Origin of the sequence: Vibrio sp. Vb1026, from assembly GCF_033338745.1 — a bacterium.
Classification (GTDB): domain Bacteria; phylum Pseudomonadota; class Gammaproteobacteria; order Enterobacterales; family Vibrionaceae; genus Vibrio; species Vibrio alginolyticus.
This window is the reverse complement of record NZ_JAWOTH010000002.1, coordinates 179560-196342: the sequence shown is the minus strand read 5'-3', so window position 1 is coordinate 196342 and position 16783 is coordinate 179560. Positions and strand designations below refer to the sequence as shown.

The 16783-nt window shown below is 43.0% G+C and carries 12 protein-coding genes; 8 read left to right on the top strand and 4 right to left on the bottom strand.

Annotated features, from left to right (window positions below; translation table 11 throughout):
- Positions 1–271: 271 nt before the first annotated feature.
- The 4 genes from R7E47_RS04735 to R7E47_RS04720 all read left to right on the top strand — a co-directional run bounded on the left by R7E47_RS04735 (position 272) and on the right by R7E47_RS04720 (position 4820).
- On the top strand, positions 272–1276 hold the full coding sequence (locus tag R7E47_RS04735) for a response regulator (protein ID WP_005373466.1): 1005 nt from the start codon (positions 272–274) through the stop codon (positions 1274–1276).
- Positions 1276–1713, top strand: coding sequence for a PAS domain-containing protein (locus R7E47_RS04730; protein WP_005373463.1), 438 nt, complete (start codon positions 1276–1278; stop codon positions 1711–1713). The genes R7E47_RS04735 and R7E47_RS04730 overlap by 1 nt, the downstream gene beginning before the upstream one ends.
- A gap of 86 nt (positions 1714–1799) precedes the next feature.
- The gene (locus R7E47_RS04725) at positions 1800–3341 is read left to right on the top strand and encodes an NAD(P)H-hydrate dehydratase (protein ID WP_318083892.1); all 1542 of its coding nucleotides are present in this window, start codon (positions 1800–1802) and stop codon (positions 3339–3341) included.
- A 435-nt stretch (positions 3342–3776) separates the two neighbouring features.
- Positions 3777–4820 carry a GMP reductase gene (locus tag R7E47_RS04720; protein WP_318083890.1) on the top strand — a complete coding sequence of 348 codons (1044 nt, stop codon included), beginning with the start codon at positions 3777–3779 and terminating at the stop codon, positions 4818–4820.
- A gap of 146 nt (positions 4821–4966) precedes the next feature.
- Here the strand turns inward: R7E47_RS04720 and R7E47_RS04715 are convergent, their stop codons facing one another.
- The 3 genes from R7E47_RS04715 to R7E47_RS04705 all read right to left on the bottom strand — a co-directional run bounded on the left by R7E47_RS04715 (position 4967) and on the right by R7E47_RS04705 (position 8833).
- Positions 4967–6256: a linear amide C-N hydrolase gene (locus R7E47_RS04715; RefSeq protein WP_318083888.1), complete on the bottom strand. Its 1290-nt coding sequence runs from the start codon at positions 6254–6256 to the stop codon at positions 4967–4969.
- 471 nt (positions 6257–6727) lie between these two features.
- The gene (locus R7E47_RS04710; RefSeq protein ID WP_005373454.1) at positions 6728–7054 is read right to left on the bottom strand and encodes a hypothetical protein; all 327 of its coding nucleotides are present in this window, start codon (positions 7052–7054) and stop codon (positions 6728–6730) included.
- Between the two features lie 87 nt (positions 7055–7141).
- The gene (locus R7E47_RS04705) at positions 7142–8833 is read right to left on the bottom strand and encodes an FAD-dependent oxidoreductase (protein ID WP_318083886.1); all 1692 of its coding nucleotides are present in this window, start codon (positions 8831–8833) and stop codon (positions 7142–7144) included.
- 283 nt (positions 8834–9116) lie between these two features.
- On the opposite strand from R7E47_RS04705, the gene R7E47_RS04700 reads away from it, so the two are divergent.
- Positions 9117–9590, top strand: a complete 474-nt coding sequence (locus R7E47_RS04700; RefSeq protein WP_005373450.1) for a DUF1842 domain-containing protein — start codon at positions 9117–9119, stop codon at positions 9588–9590.
- A 134-nt stretch (positions 9591–9724) separates the two neighbouring features.
- On the opposite strand, the gene R7E47_RS04695 is transcribed toward R7E47_RS04700, so the two are convergent.
- The gene (locus R7E47_RS04695) at positions 9725–12898 is read right to left on the bottom strand and encodes an AAA family ATPase (protein WP_017819913.1); all 3174 of its coding nucleotides are present in this window, start codon (positions 12896–12898) and stop codon (positions 9725–9727) included.
- Between the two features lie 868 nt (positions 12899–13766).
- Here R7E47_RS04695 and R7E47_RS04690 point away from each other — a divergent pair.
- The 3 genes from R7E47_RS04690 to R7E47_RS04680 all read left to right on the top strand — a co-directional run bounded on the left by R7E47_RS04690 (position 13767) and on the right by R7E47_RS04680 (position 16781).
- Positions 13767–15065, top strand: coding sequence for a hypothetical protein (locus tag R7E47_RS04690; RefSeq protein ID WP_085569137.1), 1299 nt, complete (start codon positions 13767–13769; stop codon positions 15063–15065).
- Positions 15058–16020, top strand: a complete 963-nt coding sequence (locus R7E47_RS04685) for a formyltransferase family protein (protein ID WP_318083883.1) — start codon at positions 15058–15060, stop codon at positions 16018–16020. The genes R7E47_RS04690 and R7E47_RS04685 overlap by 8 nt, the downstream gene beginning before the upstream one ends.
- Positions 16021–16166: 146 nt before the next feature.
- The gene (locus R7E47_RS04680) at positions 16167–16781 is read left to right on the top strand and encodes a phage tail protein (RefSeq protein WP_176311468.1); all 615 of its coding nucleotides are present in this window, start codon (positions 16167–16169) and stop codon (positions 16779–16781) included.
- The last annotated feature ends 2 nt before the right edge of the window (positions 16782–16783 follow it).

Sequence of the window (16783 nt, the reverse complement as noted above, 5' to 3'; positions counted from 1 at the left end):
GAAAGAATGAAATTCGAGCAAAAATGGGCTTTGGATGTTTGCTGCAACTTTTTGCTTACTTTGGGTGGAGGAGTTTTACCCATGTTTGTTTTATGTCACTAAACAGCGAATGTGATGCTTGCTTTTTAGTCATTTTGTTCACTCATTCATTCATATTGCGTATGCTTATCGAATAATAAAGAAATAAAAAACTCGTCAGTTTTCTCGTATTACATGCTGTAACAATCTGTTAGACTCCGGCGCAGATTGTGGAATATAAAAAGGTGATTGAATGTCTTTTCCCGTACTCATCTGTGATGATTCAGCGTTAGCACGCAAACAGATGGCGAGATCACTACCAGCCACATTGAATGCCGATATTACGTTTGCTATCCACGGAAAAAACGCGCTAGAAGAACTCGAAAAAAACGAGTTTAAATTGATGTTTCTTGATTTGACCATGCCAGAAATGGATGGCTTTGAAACACTAGAGCACATGCAACGGTTGGGGGATAAAACTCCGGTGGTTGTGGTGTCGGGGGATATCCAACCTAAAGCGAAAGAGCGCGTGTTCGCACTGGGTGCAAAAGCGTTTATTCAAAAACCGATCGCCAAAGATGAACTCAAGAAGGCGCTTAAAGAGTTGGTCGAGCCAGAACCTCGTCCTCAAATTATCACGCCTGTCTCTATTGAGTTACCGATTTTACGTCGTCGCGATATTTACATGGAAGTGGCTAACGTTTCAATTGGTCGAGCAGCCGATGCGTTGGCGCGTCACTTTGATGTGTTTGTGCAACTACCTCTGCCGAACGTCAATATCTTTGAAGTGAGCGAACTTCACATGGCCCTACGCGACTTGGCGTCGCATGACAACGTATCGGGTGTTTGTCAGGGATTTTGTGGCGAAGGTATTGCTGGCGAAGCGCTAGTGATCTTGAGTGACTCAAGCGTATCTGATCTCAAAAAGTTGATGAAAGTACCAGCAGACAGCGAAGAGCTAGAAGAGCTTGAGCTGCTAATGGATATTTCTAATATTTTGGTGGGGTCGTTCTTAAATGGTTTAGGCGAGCAGTCTGAAGTCCGATTCTTCCAAAGTCCACCAGTACTCCTTGGTCAGCATATCTCAATTGACTCGATCATTGAATCTACAACTGGAGCATTCAGCCGCACGATGACATTCGAAGTGAGCTACAACATTGAAGGAACGTCGATTCGTTGTGACTTGTTGTTTATGTTTGTGGATGAATCCTTGCCGCTGCTTGATAACAAACTGTCTTATCTAATGGAGGAGTTCTAATGTTGAATATGCCAGCAGAGTTTGAACAATTCCATTGGATGGTGGATATGGTACAAAACGTCGACATGGGCTTAGTGGTCATTGATCGAGATTACAATGTACAGGTCTGGAATGGGTTTATGACTCATCACAGTGGTTTGCAGTCTCATGATGCGATAGGTCGTTCTATATTTGATATCTTCCCTGAAATCCCACAGGAGTGGTTTAAATTAAAAACAAAACCAGTGTATGACCTAGGCTGTCGCAGCTTCATCACATGGCGACAACGACCTTACTTATTCTGCTGTCGCAATGTTCGACCAGTTACGCAGCAAGCGGAGTTTATGTACCAGAATGTTACGTTGAACCCAATGCGCACACCGACTGGAAAAATCAACTCGTTGTTTTTGTCTATACAAGACGCGACGGCTGAAGCTCTGATGTCTCAGAATCAATAGCGATAAAAAACTTTCTCAAAAGCCAAGGTCCGCCTTGGCTTTTTTGTATACTTATAGTTGTGTTTCCCAATGCGTAGAACGTGAATATGGACTTTAATCTCGCTCTAAAACTCTACACCGCAGAGCAAGTAAAAAACGGTGAAACGCTGGCTGCGCAAATGGCTGGTGTTTCTATGTATAGCTTAATGCAACGCGCTGGTATGGCCGTGTATGAGCGCTTTTTACATCTGTATCCTAAATCAAAAAATATCTTAGTGATTTGCGGTAAAGGGAATAACGGTGGCGATGGTTACGTATTTGCATCTCTTGCGAAACAAGCTCAACTCAATGTACATGTTTTCCAAATTGGTGATGTATCTGTGCTAAAAGGTGATGCTTTGCGCGCATACCAAGACTGGCAGTCAATCGACGGTGTTAACAATGATTGGGATGAATGGAATACCGCATTGCTAGAAGCAGATGTGATCATCGATGCCATGTTAGGCACTGGTTTAAGCGGTGAGGTTCGTTCGGAGTATCGTCGCTATATTGACCAAATTAATCAAATTCATACCCCTGTGATTGCAGTCGACGTTCCTTCTGGTCTGTCTGCTAATACAGGTGCAGTTTTAGGTGATGCTATTCGTGCCGAGCATACTGTAACCTTCATTGGGGTTAAGCAAGGCTTATGCACTGGACAAGCGAGAGATCGAGTTGGCGAGCTCTACTTTTGTGGTTTAGGCGTCAATACTAAGTTTGATACTATCGAAGTAGAAAGTGCATTAGGTATTGATCATCAGGTTGTTTCAAGATTAATGCCCAAGCCAAATCCAACGGTCCATAAAGGTGACAACGGGAAGTTGCTTTGTGTTGGTGGCAATCAAGGGATGTCTGGAGCGATTCGTTTATGTTCCTCCGCTGCGATTAGAGCCGGAGCGGGTTTAACTGCCGCAATTACTCACACGAGTAGCCTTATTCCACTGCAGGTTGGTTGCCCAGAAGTAATGAGCCAGAGCATCACCGCTGACTTACTCAGGGATACTGAGAACGACTTAACTAAACGCATTCGCTGGGCTGACGTATTCGTGTTTGGTCCTGGCTTTGGAGATGATGAGTGGGCTTATCAAGCCTATCAATATCTGGCTCAAGAGCAGAAACCTAAAGTTGTTGATGCTGATGGCCTCAATATTCTAGCGATGCTGAGCCAGCGATGCGATGGCACTCTGGTGTGCGACAACCATCGAGTGATCACGCCGCATCCTGGAGAGGCAGCTCGACTACTAAATGTAACCATTCAACAAATAGAAAGTGACCGATACTCTGCTGCAAGACAACTGCAAGAGCGTTATGGCGGTGTAGTGGTTTTAAAAGGCGCGGGGACGCTTGTTTACGATGGAACGAGAATGTACGTCTGTCTAGCGGGTAACGCCGGAATGGCGACGGGGGGAATGGGAGATGTGTTATCTGGAGTCATTGGTGCATTACTAGCCAAAGGTTTACCAATTTCTGTTGCCGCACGTTTAGGTGTGGTACTTCACAGTCATGCTGCCGATATAAACGTGAGTCAGCATGGTCAAATTGGTCTTTTGGCAAGTGATGTCGTTAGCACTCTTCGTACCGCTATCACCCAAGAGCTCTATCGAGTTTAATTAGATTTCATGCATTGCTGAGAAAATTCGTCGATTTTTTTGAGTACTTTTTTCGAATTAGCAGGGCATCTTAGTATTAGGTGATTGAGTTTTAGGCAGATTTGAGAGGTGATGCGTTTTAATTTTTAAGATATGACGCAAAGGTTTGCGCAATGGGTTAACTTAAGTGCTTTCTCAAGTTGTTGATAGTTATAAATAATAAGAGGTTTTGGTGACTTGGGGAGCGTTTTTGATATGCGATTTTCAAGATGGTATCACAAAAAAAATTCAAATATCAGACTTGTAGGAAATAAATCACAGCCTATAATGCTGAAAACCGGAGCGTCTGCCAACGCTCCGGTTTTTTTGTGTCCGAAGAACAGTGAACTCGTCTGCCAACGAAATCACTACGCACTCTGAAATGACACATATACATATGAATCAAGGAATTACACAATGCGTATCGAACAAGAACTTAAGTTAGGTTTTAAAGATGTACTGTTTCGCCCGAAACGTTCTACCCTTAAGAGCCGTTCTCAAGTAAATTTAACCCGCGATTTTACATTCAAGCATAGTGGTCGTCAATGGTCTGGTGTGCCAGTAATCGCAGCAAACATGGATTCGGTTGGTAGCTTTGCAATGGCTAAAGCCCTAGCTGAGCATGGTGTAATGACCGCTGTTCACAAGCATTACACGGTAGAAGATTGGGCTGAGTTTGCTAAATCAGCAGATAAAGTAACCATGAATAACGTTATGGTGTCTACTGGGACATCTGACGCAGACTTCCAAAAAACCAAAGACATCATGGCACTTTCAGATGAATTTATTTTCATTTGTATCGACATTGCAAATGGTTACTCAGAGCATTTGGTCGAGTATGTTGAACGCGTGCGAGCAGAGTTCCCAGACAAGGTCATTTCTGCAGGCAACGTGGTTACTGGTGATATGTGTGAAGAGCTAATCCTAGCTGGTGCAGACATCGTTAAAGTGGGTATCGGCCCAGGCTCTGTATGTACAACTCGTGTAAAAACGGGTGTTGGTTACCCGCAGCTTTCTGCAATCATCGAGTGTGGTGATGCAGCGCACGGCCTTGGTGGCATGATCGTCGGTGACGGTGGCTGTTCTTGTGCGGGTGACGTAGCGAAAGCATTCGGTGGTGGCGCGGATTTCGTAATGCTAGGTGGGATGCTAGCGGGTCACGAAGAGTCAGGCGGCGAAGTGATCGAGAAAGACGGCGAGAAGTTCATGAAATTCTATGGCATGTCGTCGAAGAGCGCGATGGACAAGCACTCAGGTGGTGTCGCTGGCTACCGTGCGGCCGAAGGTAAAACCGTATTATTGCCATACCGTGGTAGTGTTCAGGGCACTATTCAAGACATCCTTGGCGGCGTTCGCTCAACATGTACATACGTAGGTGCAGCAAAGCTTAAAGAGCTAACCAAGCGTACTACATTCATCCGTGTTCAAGAACAAGAGAACAACGTGTTCGGTAAAGAGTAAATCGACTGAATGTAAAAAGTGTAAAAGCAACCATACGTTATATCTATAGCAGATAAAACTATACTATATGCAGCTATGAGCCAGAGTGAGATTGATTTCTTACTCTGGCTTTTTGCTTCTCATTTGTTTGCGCTTCAAAATTAACTCTAAGCGATTTTAATAGTTGGTCGAGATTCGACTTGTTCAAACGGTAATGATGTTGTAACTGGCATGAGCTGTAAAACGCTTGAAATCTGACAGTCTCTATTTAACCCAATATAGTCTTTGACATTAGCGACTCGCCAAGTCATGTCTCCGTAAGTACGCAGATAGAACGCGGGTGATTGATGACTGTTATGTCTAATAACGCTCCATTGGGTAATATCACTAAAAAAGACTTCAGGGTTATCGGATGTCTCAAACTCATTCGCCATGATGCCCAAAGGTATATCAACGCGATTAAGTAGCTTTTGTCCGAGTGAGAAGGCTTCGTCGAAGTTAGTTGGTTGTTCGCTTAACTGCTCAATTGCATAGGTTTGTACAAATCGAGACGGCGGTGTTGGGTCGGCGGGTAGACCCATCAAGCCAGCGCCATTGATTGATTGAAGTGGGCCAGGCACTTGGACATGACGTTGCATGGTTGCTTCATTGTTCGGTTCTGGGTTGTAGTTGCGCAAATTGGAAAAATAAGAGAGGTGATTGACATGCCAATGGTAATTTGGGCAGTTAGTCATTACTCCAACGTAGGAGTGGTCCACAACCACTTTATAATCATCAAAGTCGTATTCGGTACATTGATAGCGTGCTTGCTGATTTTCCTCTTTGCTGAACATATCGCTTTCTTTGAATGCTCGATAGATATGCATATTACCGTTAAGAAACTCAATGACGGCACTGTCATTATTTGCATCGTGAATCACGAAATGCTGGTCCAAAGCCATGTTGTCACTCTCTGTTTCACCAGTTGAAATAGTCGAGTTAAACACGTAAACGGGGTGGGTGGTGAAGTAGGTCACCATCTCGTCCACAGTATTAAACGTAGACAAGATAAAAGTACCAAACAGGCCGCTGCCTAATGCAAAGGCATCATCAGGGATGTGAGAGGTCGATACATTTTGATTGAGAATGGGCAAGTACAGTGACCCAACAGAAAGGCCAGATTCATTAATGCCATCAGCTGTTAAAAGAGGGTTATTATACCGGGTAATGGCATTGCAGTGTATGAAGCTCAACTCTCCCTGCCAATTTGCTCGAAACTCACATTCTTTACTGTGACGTTTTGGCGGCTGACCATTGAAAACACGGTCGGCTTTTCCGTCGGAAGTAAAGGTCGTAATTTGGTAAGTTTGTTGGGCTCTAAACCAAATCTCGGTCTGAAGGTTAACTGCAAACTCCATGGTTCTAGCGGATAAGGTTTGGTTGTTGCAACCATAATTGATATTAACATCTGTACACATAGCCATGCTTTCCGTTGTTTATCTTGAATGATGAATATCCAAGAAACCCTCTGAATCAAATGCTTAGAGATTACGTGGATATAGATGAATTGCGCTTTAGTAATGGTTTTAGCCATTGAGATAAGCGCATGCTATTAAGTTAAGCATTCAATCAAAAAACGTCAGTAGCAGTTTAGTATCAGTTGATAGAGTTAAAATAAAAAGTGATGTATTAAGTAAAACTCTTTGATCTTAGAAATTAATAATATATTTATTTTTTCAATCTTGGTTACTCTAGATTTAAAGTTTATTTTAAAAGTGATTTGTATTTATTCGATTATCTTGCAGTGGTGATATAAAGTGAGAACATAAAGTTAACAATTTCAGATTGTGATTGAAAATGGGGAGAGTCTTCAATCCAAATACCGAGAAATGAAACTGCCCGAGAAGTTGTGCAACTGTCTCGGGCGAAGTGATGAATCAGGTGAGCAGCTATAAAGTTTTCTCACAAGAACCGCTAAGTGGTGGAGATATTTTTAAATTATCATTAAAGATTTCTACAACGACGGGGCCTTTATTTTCATCTTTTGCATAGTATGCACAGGACTTGTCCCCAGTATAGGTTTTACCTGCCTTTTTGAAACTGTAATACCAGGAGTCATGGGTAGCGGCACCGGATTCAAAACTAGCAGATTCAGATTGTTCGCCAATATTCAAGTCGAAATGAACCTCCATTTCCGGAGAGTCTTTAAATCTCACATATCCGGTGATTTTATCGTTGGAGTTATTTTTAACGTAAAATGACCCCTTAGTTGTCATAATTTTTCCTCTTTTTTAATTTCTATACGTGATAGAACGGCCAAATGACGTTCTGTTAATATATGCTTTTTAAGATGCATATTGATGTTAAATGATGGTCTTATTAGTTCTAAGGTGATTAAACTTATCCTTAGCATATTTTTCTTTTATACCGATTAAGTCGCGGTAGCTTCGATCAAAATAAACGCTTGTCGGAATTGCCGGATCTTTAAAGCTGATGAAGGCACCATAGGTTCCCGGTATATCAGCTTCTCTGGCTTTATCAATCCAGTCCATGGCTCTGTTTACATCAACAAGTCCTGGGTTATTTTGTAGTTCTAGTTTTTGCTTTATCTCTTCATTCCACCAGGTTTGGTATTGGACTGTATATTGACACTGGCGGTAGGGGAAAGATATGTCTTCAAGGTCGTCTGAGTGATGATAAAAACCGCCAGTGATCGCCCCTAAGGTTACGTAACTAAATAGCCCTTGATCGCGGTTTTCTGGCTTTATCAAAGGTGAAGTTAAGCTTTGCAAAAGTGCAGTATAGCCTTCTGGTTTAAGACCTCGCTCTGACACCAATCGCGAAGTGATTTTGTGAGGTGCTGGGGCGTCATAATCGGGAGGGAAAGGAGAACCGTTTTGACACAAAGAATCGCGCCCCCATGTGCTCATCAGGGAGTGATCGTATTTCTTCCCGTCAAAGTCAGTGCCATGTGCTTCATAGACTTGAACTAAATCAGGGAAGCAAGCGCCAAATTGAACGGCTATAAATTGGTGAAGATCTTGTTCTGTTCCTTCCCAGTAGCCATACATGGTGCAGTGATGGCTGATGGTTTCAATATCACAGTGGTTAGATGATTCAGGCAGAGCATCAATTTGCAAGTTGGTGCCAAGAAGTTTAGGCGTATCGAGGCTTTTTATAGCCTGCTCCCAATTTTTTAGCACATCTATGGTAGGGTGCGTTGGTATTGGCTGAAGCATACCGTTGATTTTTGGATAGAGGTTCCACTGAAGCTCGAAGCGGTGGATCTCTTTGGGTAAAGGGAATGTTTTTACGCGTAGCTCGGTAACAATGCCATAGCTCATGCCTCCGCCGCCTCTTAGTGCCCAAAATAGGTGAGGGTTGGACTCTGCTGAGACTTCTGTGATCGTACCATCACCCAATACCACGGTTGCACTCACTAGGTGCTCACAACACATGCCGTATTTTCGCGTCCAAGGGCCCCATCCTCCGCCTTGAATATAGCCAGTCAACCCAACTGTGGCACAGGTTCCATGTGCAATCATTCGATCATGCTCTGCAAGTTTTGGTGTCAGTTGATAGAAGCGATAGCCAGCACCAATGGTGGCAATATTGTCACACAATTGGAAGGTCTTAATTCTGCTCACGTCAATCAAAATGACGTTGTCACCACTGCATTCACCTGCGTGATCATGCCCTCCTGAGCGAACACGAATCGGGAGATTGAATTGAGTTGCTGTTAGATAGGCTTGCTGAACTTCTTGCGTACTTTCGCACATGACAATGACAAAGGGTTGGTGTTGATAGCGAGTATTGAAGATGAGTGACTCGACTTGATATTGGTTCAAACCGGGAACCGGTGAAACCGTGTTTTCAAGAGGTGTCAGTAATCGTTCTTTAGGAAAACCGCACTTATCCATTTTCTGAATAAACAGTTTGGCATTATTGACTGAGATTGAGTACGCGCTAAGTACAGCGAGGCGTTGTATTTGAGGGTTAGGGTGCTGTTCTACCACTTGGTTTTCTTTAGTTCCCTGCATCCATTCATGTTCCATTATTTTTTCCATTTGGCTTATGTATTGAATAGTTGTTCAAATATTAAACCAAATGCATACATTCACCATATCAGTTTGGTATCAGTTGTTCTGTACAAATCGCCAAAAGCATCAGCGAGAGAGCAACAATATCTGGTTGATGAAAAGAACGATCGGCATCTGCGTGACCGTGGATAATTTATGTGGTCAAGTAGATCTGAGCCTAAATTGATACTGAACCAGAATGACGTGTTATCTACATTGAATGGGTCACTAACGACAATAAATTCAGTTGGAGAACACAATGAAAATGGACTCAAAAGAATCACAAGCAATTTTTACTGCTCATTATCAAATTGGTAACGGCTTACCTGGAGGAGTGAGCTTCGATGTTAATCTACTCGTGGCCAGCGAAGACAAATCAATAGTGGGTAAAGGACATATCTTTCAGGCAGTTAACCCACCGTTAAATGTGGTGTCTGATCTCAATGGTAGTTTCAACTATCAATGCACGATGCGTGATTGTCATATCATGGTGACGTTGCAGGGCTACCAGCCTTATCTAGGCATTGCTCCTTTAGGAGCTGATCTTCATAACGTAACGCTCAACCTCCTACTTAATGATGATTGGAAGTCAGGCGTGGCATTCTATCGATATAAAAATAGTTCAGGTAAATGGATTGAAGCAGCAAATCAACGCGTTACTCTACTTTTGCCTGAGCATGTTCCTAGCATCGAGAACTTTAAGGTGGAGCAAAATGATCTTGCGCCAGCATAAATCTCATCAGCGATGACACTGTGCCAAAACACAGATATTCGATGGTTTCGAATATCTGTGTTTGACGAGGTAAATCGAGTAAACACGATGACTTGACGGTGCAATTAATCGACTTTCTTCGTTTATTGAATATTTCATGGTTGAGTAGATGTGGAGAGCCAATGGTCGAGCTCATCAACACTTATTTGAGCCTGATTCAGTTGATGCTTACGCGCGGCCTGATTGAAGTTTAACAACTCAGAGACGGAGCTGGACTGGTCGAGTAAGGCAAGCATCAGATTCGCTTGTTCAATATAAAAATCACCCCATGGATGCGGATCTTCTTGGGTGAAGTTAGACAGCTTATCGCGATATTTTCGAAGTAGCGTAGGCTGCTTATACTGCCACGCTACTTGGATTCCTTGTTGGTAAAAGCGTAAATAGTTATGACCAACACAGGTAGATTCTAGCCAAGCCTCACCAGTGCGCAAAGCGGAGAGGGCCGTTGATTCATCGCCACAAATAAGTGCCTTGGTAGATACGAGCCAAGGACCAATAAAATTGTGTAGCTTATTGATATGAACAAGATCTAGAGCCGTGTCGATGTCCGAAAGGGCTTTCTCCTCTTTTCCCTGATACCAGTGCAATCTTGCACTGGACTCCAAAAGAAAAGCGACAAATCGATGAGCATTAAGCTGTTTTGAAAGTTGTAGAGCGGTCGAGATTTCGTTTTCAGCTTGCACCAAGACATTACGGTCGAGAAAGATCCATGCAGCCGTAAGCCTAGAAACAATTTCTGCTCGGCGGTTTGCCGTGAGATAGGCAAGATTCGAGGCATGCTGAGCCTGTTTTAGTGCTTCGTCAGATTGCAGTTGATAGATCATCACTGTTGCCAGCATGTAGCGATTAGCAGTTTCAATCGAAAGCAACTGATGCTCTTCACACAGTTGCAAACACTCGGTTAAGTGCTCGTATGAGCGAGCCATTTTTCCTTGTGCGTAGGCACAATCACCGAGGCCGCCAAGCGATTTTGCTTTCGCGCGAAAACAGTTTGCTCGTTGACTGTAATCTAATGCAAGTAAATGTTCTTTCTCACATTCGTCTAGCTGCCCAGTGGGGAACAGCATATTACCTCTCATCGAGTGAATTTCACACAAAGATTTATTTAACGTCAGCTTTTCGCACAGGGCTTGGGCTTGGTCTAAAATCGACATCGCTTGTACAAAGTTGTCGGTTAAACGGTAGGGGTTAATGAGGTCTAAATAGTATTGAACACGTTCAGAATCATTTTCTGTGTGATGAATCGCTTGCTCAAGAACCTCAATACTCTCTTTGATGCGTCCCATCGAATACAGGCAGTTTCCTTTCATATTTAGTGCATACGCCATCTGTGCTTTAGGTGACTCTTTAATAGCGTATTCAATAAGAGTCAGTGCTTTTTCAAATTGATAATTGCTCAGGTAATGTTTGGCGGTCTGGTCAAGAACAGTAAATACACCTTCGCCCTTGGCATGATTGATATGGACTGCATATAAGAACCGATCTCGGTTCTCATACCATTTTGCGCAGGCCATGTGTATTTTTGAACACTGTGACTTGTCTATTTGACGGAAAACAGCATTACAAATCAAATCATGATGGAAAAGGTATTGATCGCCATTGAGTTTTACTAAGCCAGCGTCGACTAACTTATCTGGTACGTAGCCGGGAATTCGAGTGATTTCACGCAGTTGCTCCAGTTGAAAGTACTGCCCCAACACAGATGCAGTACAGAGTGCTTGGCGATCTTGGGCTGGAAGTTGAGCTAATTGTATCGAAACTAAATGTTCCAATGACTCCGGAACGTCTTTATCAAACTGAGAACAAAGTAGTGTTTGGCGTAAGTATAGAGGATGGCCTTTCGCAAGCTTTATACAGTCATTGATATGTTTATTCTGTTGGCATGTGATTGAGCAAGCTAACTCGTAAGACTCTTCAGATGATAACTCCCTAAGTTCGATTAGATTCACGTTGGCAAACCAAGATTGTTTGGAACTAAGTCGTTTTTGCTGCCTAAACGTCAGAAAGAGTAAAATATTGGTGTTTGTAATATAAGGTAGCAGTGTCTCAAGAAATGCCAACATTACCTCGTCGGCCCAATGGACATCTTCAACAATAATCAAATGCGGTTTGCTGGTCTGCCGTTGTTGAATTAAGAAAGGGATAGATTGCTCTATCGTTTGTTTCAGCGTTTGGAACTCCATTAAGTTCAGCAGCTGTTTTTCTGATTCGTTGAGTGTTACCCCCATTAACCAATAAAGGCAGAGATGGAAAGAAGAGGGAATTGATGACTCGACAGTCTGCTGACGAATAGAATCATCGGTATCTTCACGAGTAAATGAACAAATTGCCCGAGTGAATATATTTTGAGGGGACAAGAGATCAGCACTGCCATGATTCAGGATTTGAATCTCTGTGGTTAAACACGAAGAACGACTCAAAGACGAAATGACCTGGTTGAGTAGGCTGGTCTTTCCTATCCCTGCGGTACCAGTAATACAATACGTTTGGCCTGCTTCTTGTTTTTGCCATCGCTTGATTCCGCTATTCAATGTTTCTAGTTCAAGTTTACGCCCTACGAAACAGTCAGTATGGTTTTGGTGCAAGGATACAAAATGCCAGTTGTTGAAGTCTGGCTCTCCTGTTAGAAAAGGTTTTATTGGTCTGGCACAATTGGACGAGATAAAGCAAGGACAAGCAGCTATTTCTCCCCAAGGGATTTTAACTAGGATTTCATTGATTGGGGTTATCGCATTCGGATGTTCCGATAGCTCAGTGATTCGATGCATGTATTTCACATTGATAAAAGACCGAATCGAAGCCGAAAGAGCAACCTTTAATTGAAGGGCTAGTTGTCGAATTCGCTCAAAAATATATTCGTCCGATTCCTGTAAAGACCAAGTAAGAACAAACGTTCGGTTTTGTATTATGGGTGTAGTGTTTTGGCTGAGAAGTAAGGTTTGCAGAGCCTTTGCGGTCAAATCACACTTTGCTTCGATTGCAAAAATAAAAAAATATGGTGGTGATGAAGATACATTTGTAAATAATGGTTCTGAGGCCCGATCTATTAAAAGGTCCTCTACGGGGACAGAAAAGTATTCCGCGAGATTGGATGCGGTACGATACAGCACATTCGCCCCAGACTCTGCTCGCTTTATAGAAGCAATAGATACGACAAAACCCTGTTGAAAGCATTCTTCCGCCAGTTTTTCTTGGCTCAGTCCTAATTTCTTTCTCAGTTCTTTGAGTCGTAATACGTTGAGTGGAATTCTTCCATCCCTATTTGCCATATTTCACTCCGTTGTAACGTATAGCTTTTCCCAGTAAACCTGAATCGATTGGATATGTTGAGTGAATAAATTTATCTTATTTCACCACATATATAATACTAGTAGTTAAAATGTTATATACGAAAATGAAATGGGCATTTTAATCTTCAAACCACCTTAATTCATTGTTATATTAGTGGTGTTTTTTTATTAATAATTTTGATATTTATTTTTGTGAGTTCATGTTTTTCTTAATAAGTTTTTTGAAATATCTTTAAACTTATATCTTTTAAAAGATTGCACACCTTAAACTTATATTGGACTTCATTAAACTTTAAAAATTAAATTCTTTAATTTTAGAGATATAAATTGACAATCTTATTTTTAGTGTTTTTTTTGATCTCTATTCTGGCTAACTGATTTTTTCTAGTCTATAAATCAAATATCGGCAATTTCAAAATAACTGCCGAAAAAATTATTTTAATTTAAATATTATAAATAGTTGGCTTTATACTATGGATATTGGCTTTTTCTGCCTGTTAAAAGGCTTTCATATTACACCACACTTGAGTGCCGCGCTTACCTCTATTAAGGAGACTGCGTGGCTGCCATATGTCAAACGATCTTGCCATCGAGGGGATTGGCAAGCGCTTGCTTTAGAAGAATCACATCGAAAGGCCTATTACCCTAACTATTTACTACTCTCTGAATTTACAGGATTAGAACTGTTTTTATCTCAATTTTTCTGCCCAATTTTGTCAGTACGGTTTATGAAGTTAGAGCCGGGAGCTGAGATATTGTAACGCGGACCTCTGGCATATGTTTTTCTCAAGTACAGGTGTGTTACATCATTAACTACTGCTACAGCGGCAAGTGAGGTTCATGAATTATGCAAAAAGGCTCATCTATAGAATTCTACCAGCAACGTCCTCAATCTCGTGAGACGGTCGGTGTTGAAGAAGTGCAGCAACAAACTCAACAGTTTGGTTTTGCTGAACCCGAAATGGATGAGCTGCTTAAGTACTCATTACGGACTCAACTTGAGGCTATGCTCCCAAACCAACTCAGCACGGCTGAACGCCAACGGCAACTGAAAGAGAGTTTCGCTGCGGCAGTTGAGCTCGTATTGAAGGAGACGAAAGTTGAGCACCGAACACTGGTGCAAGCCTTTCAGAGCATGTATGGCAACGCTTGCCAATCTCTTTCTCTGGCTAAACTCACTCAAGAGGAACTGACCCGACAGTACATTTCCACGTCTGGGCTGGTGATGTCCCCACTTAACTGTAAACACACCATCAAAGATGTGTACCGAATTAAAGGCTTTGCGTGTGGTATAAACAAAGCTATCCAACATATGCTTGCCAACAAGTCACAGGTTAAAGTGCTTTATCCAGCTTGCGGCCCCTTTGCACCATTGCTGCTGCCTTTACTTGCTCACTACAAACAAAGTGATCGAATTAGCGCAGAGCAGCTTCAGGTGACACTAGTAGATATTCACCCCGGAGCCATTAAAGCACTCAATCAATTGATCGCGGATCTCGATATCGCAGACTACATTGAAGCCTTAGTGGAAGAAGATGCTACCCAATTTTCGCCAACTCAAACGTTTGATCTCCTGATACTTGAAGCGATGCAGCATGGCTTTAGTCGGGAAGGGTTCCTCAGCATCGCGAAACATTTGGTTCAATATTTACATATTCAAGGCGAAATGATCCCCAATCAGGTATCTGTGCGCGCCATGATGGTCATCGGGGAGACGGAATTTAATCAACAATGGGAAAAAGCAGAGTATGCACATTCCAACCATTGCCAGCCGGAAGCGATCGATGATCGAATTGATCTGGGAGAAATTCTTAACGTCAATAAAGCCATGTTGCTCAGAAGCGAGATTTTTGAGCTAGATGGTGGAATAAAAATGCTGCAAGGCAACACCATTGAGCTGCCGAAAGATGTGCCAGATATGGCAAAACGTATCCTCGCCATTTACAGCCATATCGATACTTACGGAGATGCGATGGTCGGACAATACGACTCTGGTATTACCCATCCTAAACCCGACATGACTTTTTATGTGGATGCCAAGCCCAAAGCTGTTGAACACCATTACTTTGAAGCGAAGGGAGGGGATAAGGTCAGTTTCTATTATCAGTTAACCGGATTGCCAGGTTTTGTCGCCACCCATGGATGATTTCGATATGCAGCAAAAATACGTCGTTTTTACAGGAAGTTGTTACGCCTTGCCCATCATTCAGTTGTTGGCACAACAGCATAAATTGGCGGGCGTGGTAGTACCGGAAGGAGAACTAAATCCTGACTTACAGCAGCTACAGAGCTATCTGAGCGCTCAATCGATTCATATTGCTCAGTATACCGCCAATGACAGCAGTGCTTTGATAGCGCAACTCGATGTTTGGCGAGTCACGGATGGCGTTATCTATTTGTTCAGGCACATAGTTCATTCCTCGCTGTGTCAGTTTTTCAACGGAAACTTGTACAACATTCATCCGGGAAAGCTGCCCGAGTATCGAGGCCCGATGCCTCTCTATTGGCAATTAAGAGACGGTTTAGACACCTTTAGCCTCACCCTTCATCGTCTTGAGGCATCGGCTGATTCCGGCGCTATAGGAATGGAGTTAGAGGTACCATTTCACCCGTTTGAGACCTTAACCAGTGCTCAGAAAAAAGCGTCACAAATGACGGCTAAGCTGATGTATGACTTCCTCATCGCGCAACAAAAGCAAGGGCTGGTTTGGCGTGAACAAGTATCAAACCCCAACGAAGTAGCACGAGCAGTAAACCAACATGATCTGCACATTCGTTGGAACGTGCAAACGAGTCGCGAAATCGTCAACTTAGTGCGAGCAGGCAATCATGACTTCGGTGGTGCGATGTTGAGCTTGCCAAGTGGTGTCGCCAATGTTTTGCAAGCAAGCGCAATGGAGACTTCTTTAGTCGGTGTTGAGGCGGGGAGCATTCTCGAGATCAGCCCACAACATGGGTTACAAGTGAAAACGTTAGATAGCGCCATATCAATAGATGTTATTGCTACACCGCAAGGCGTGTTTTCGGGTTATCGCTATGCGCAAATGGCTGGGCTAGATGCTGGGATGTCATTGCTCCAGCACGCTTCAACTTGTGAGTAAATAAATATCTCAATACGGTGCTTTGCGGCAGTGATGAAGCCCGTAACGGTATTTAGTAATGCGAGATTGGAAAGTTTTAACCAACCACACCAATTTCGTTATGAGCTGGTTTTAACTTAAGTGTATACGTTGAAAGGAAGAACAGTATGGCTACAGAACCGTATCTTGGGGCACTAACCGCATTTGGTGGCAATTTTGCAATTAGAAATTGGGCAATGTGCTCGGGGCAAATGCAGGCAATTGAAGATAATCCAGCGCTCTTCTCTCTAGTTAGCACTCTATACGGAGGTGACGCCCGAACTACCTTTGGTTTACCTGATTTGCGTGGCCGCAGTCCAGTTGGTGTAGGCACACGACCTGGGGGGATGGATTATCATCAGGGAGAAAGATTGGGTACTGAACTGGTAACTATTGATATAACTCAAATGCCAGCACACTTACATACGGCAATTTTTACCCCTCTTGGCACTTCTGCACCTGTAACAGGCAGGATGCAGGTTGCTACCAATGCTGCAAATACACAGGTACCCGATAGTAATTCGTATATAGCGCAAAACTCTACCCCCGGGTTCTATAAACCGACGTTTCAGCAACCAGATTTGACCGAGATCGAAGGCTTAAGTGTGTCTGGTAGTGGCTCGGGCGGAGGTACTGTAACTGTGACTGAAACAGGCGGTTCAATGCCACTTAATATTTTGAGCCCGGTATTGCCGATTAATTGGTTAATTGCCACTGCGGGAGTATACCCACCGCACAGCTAATC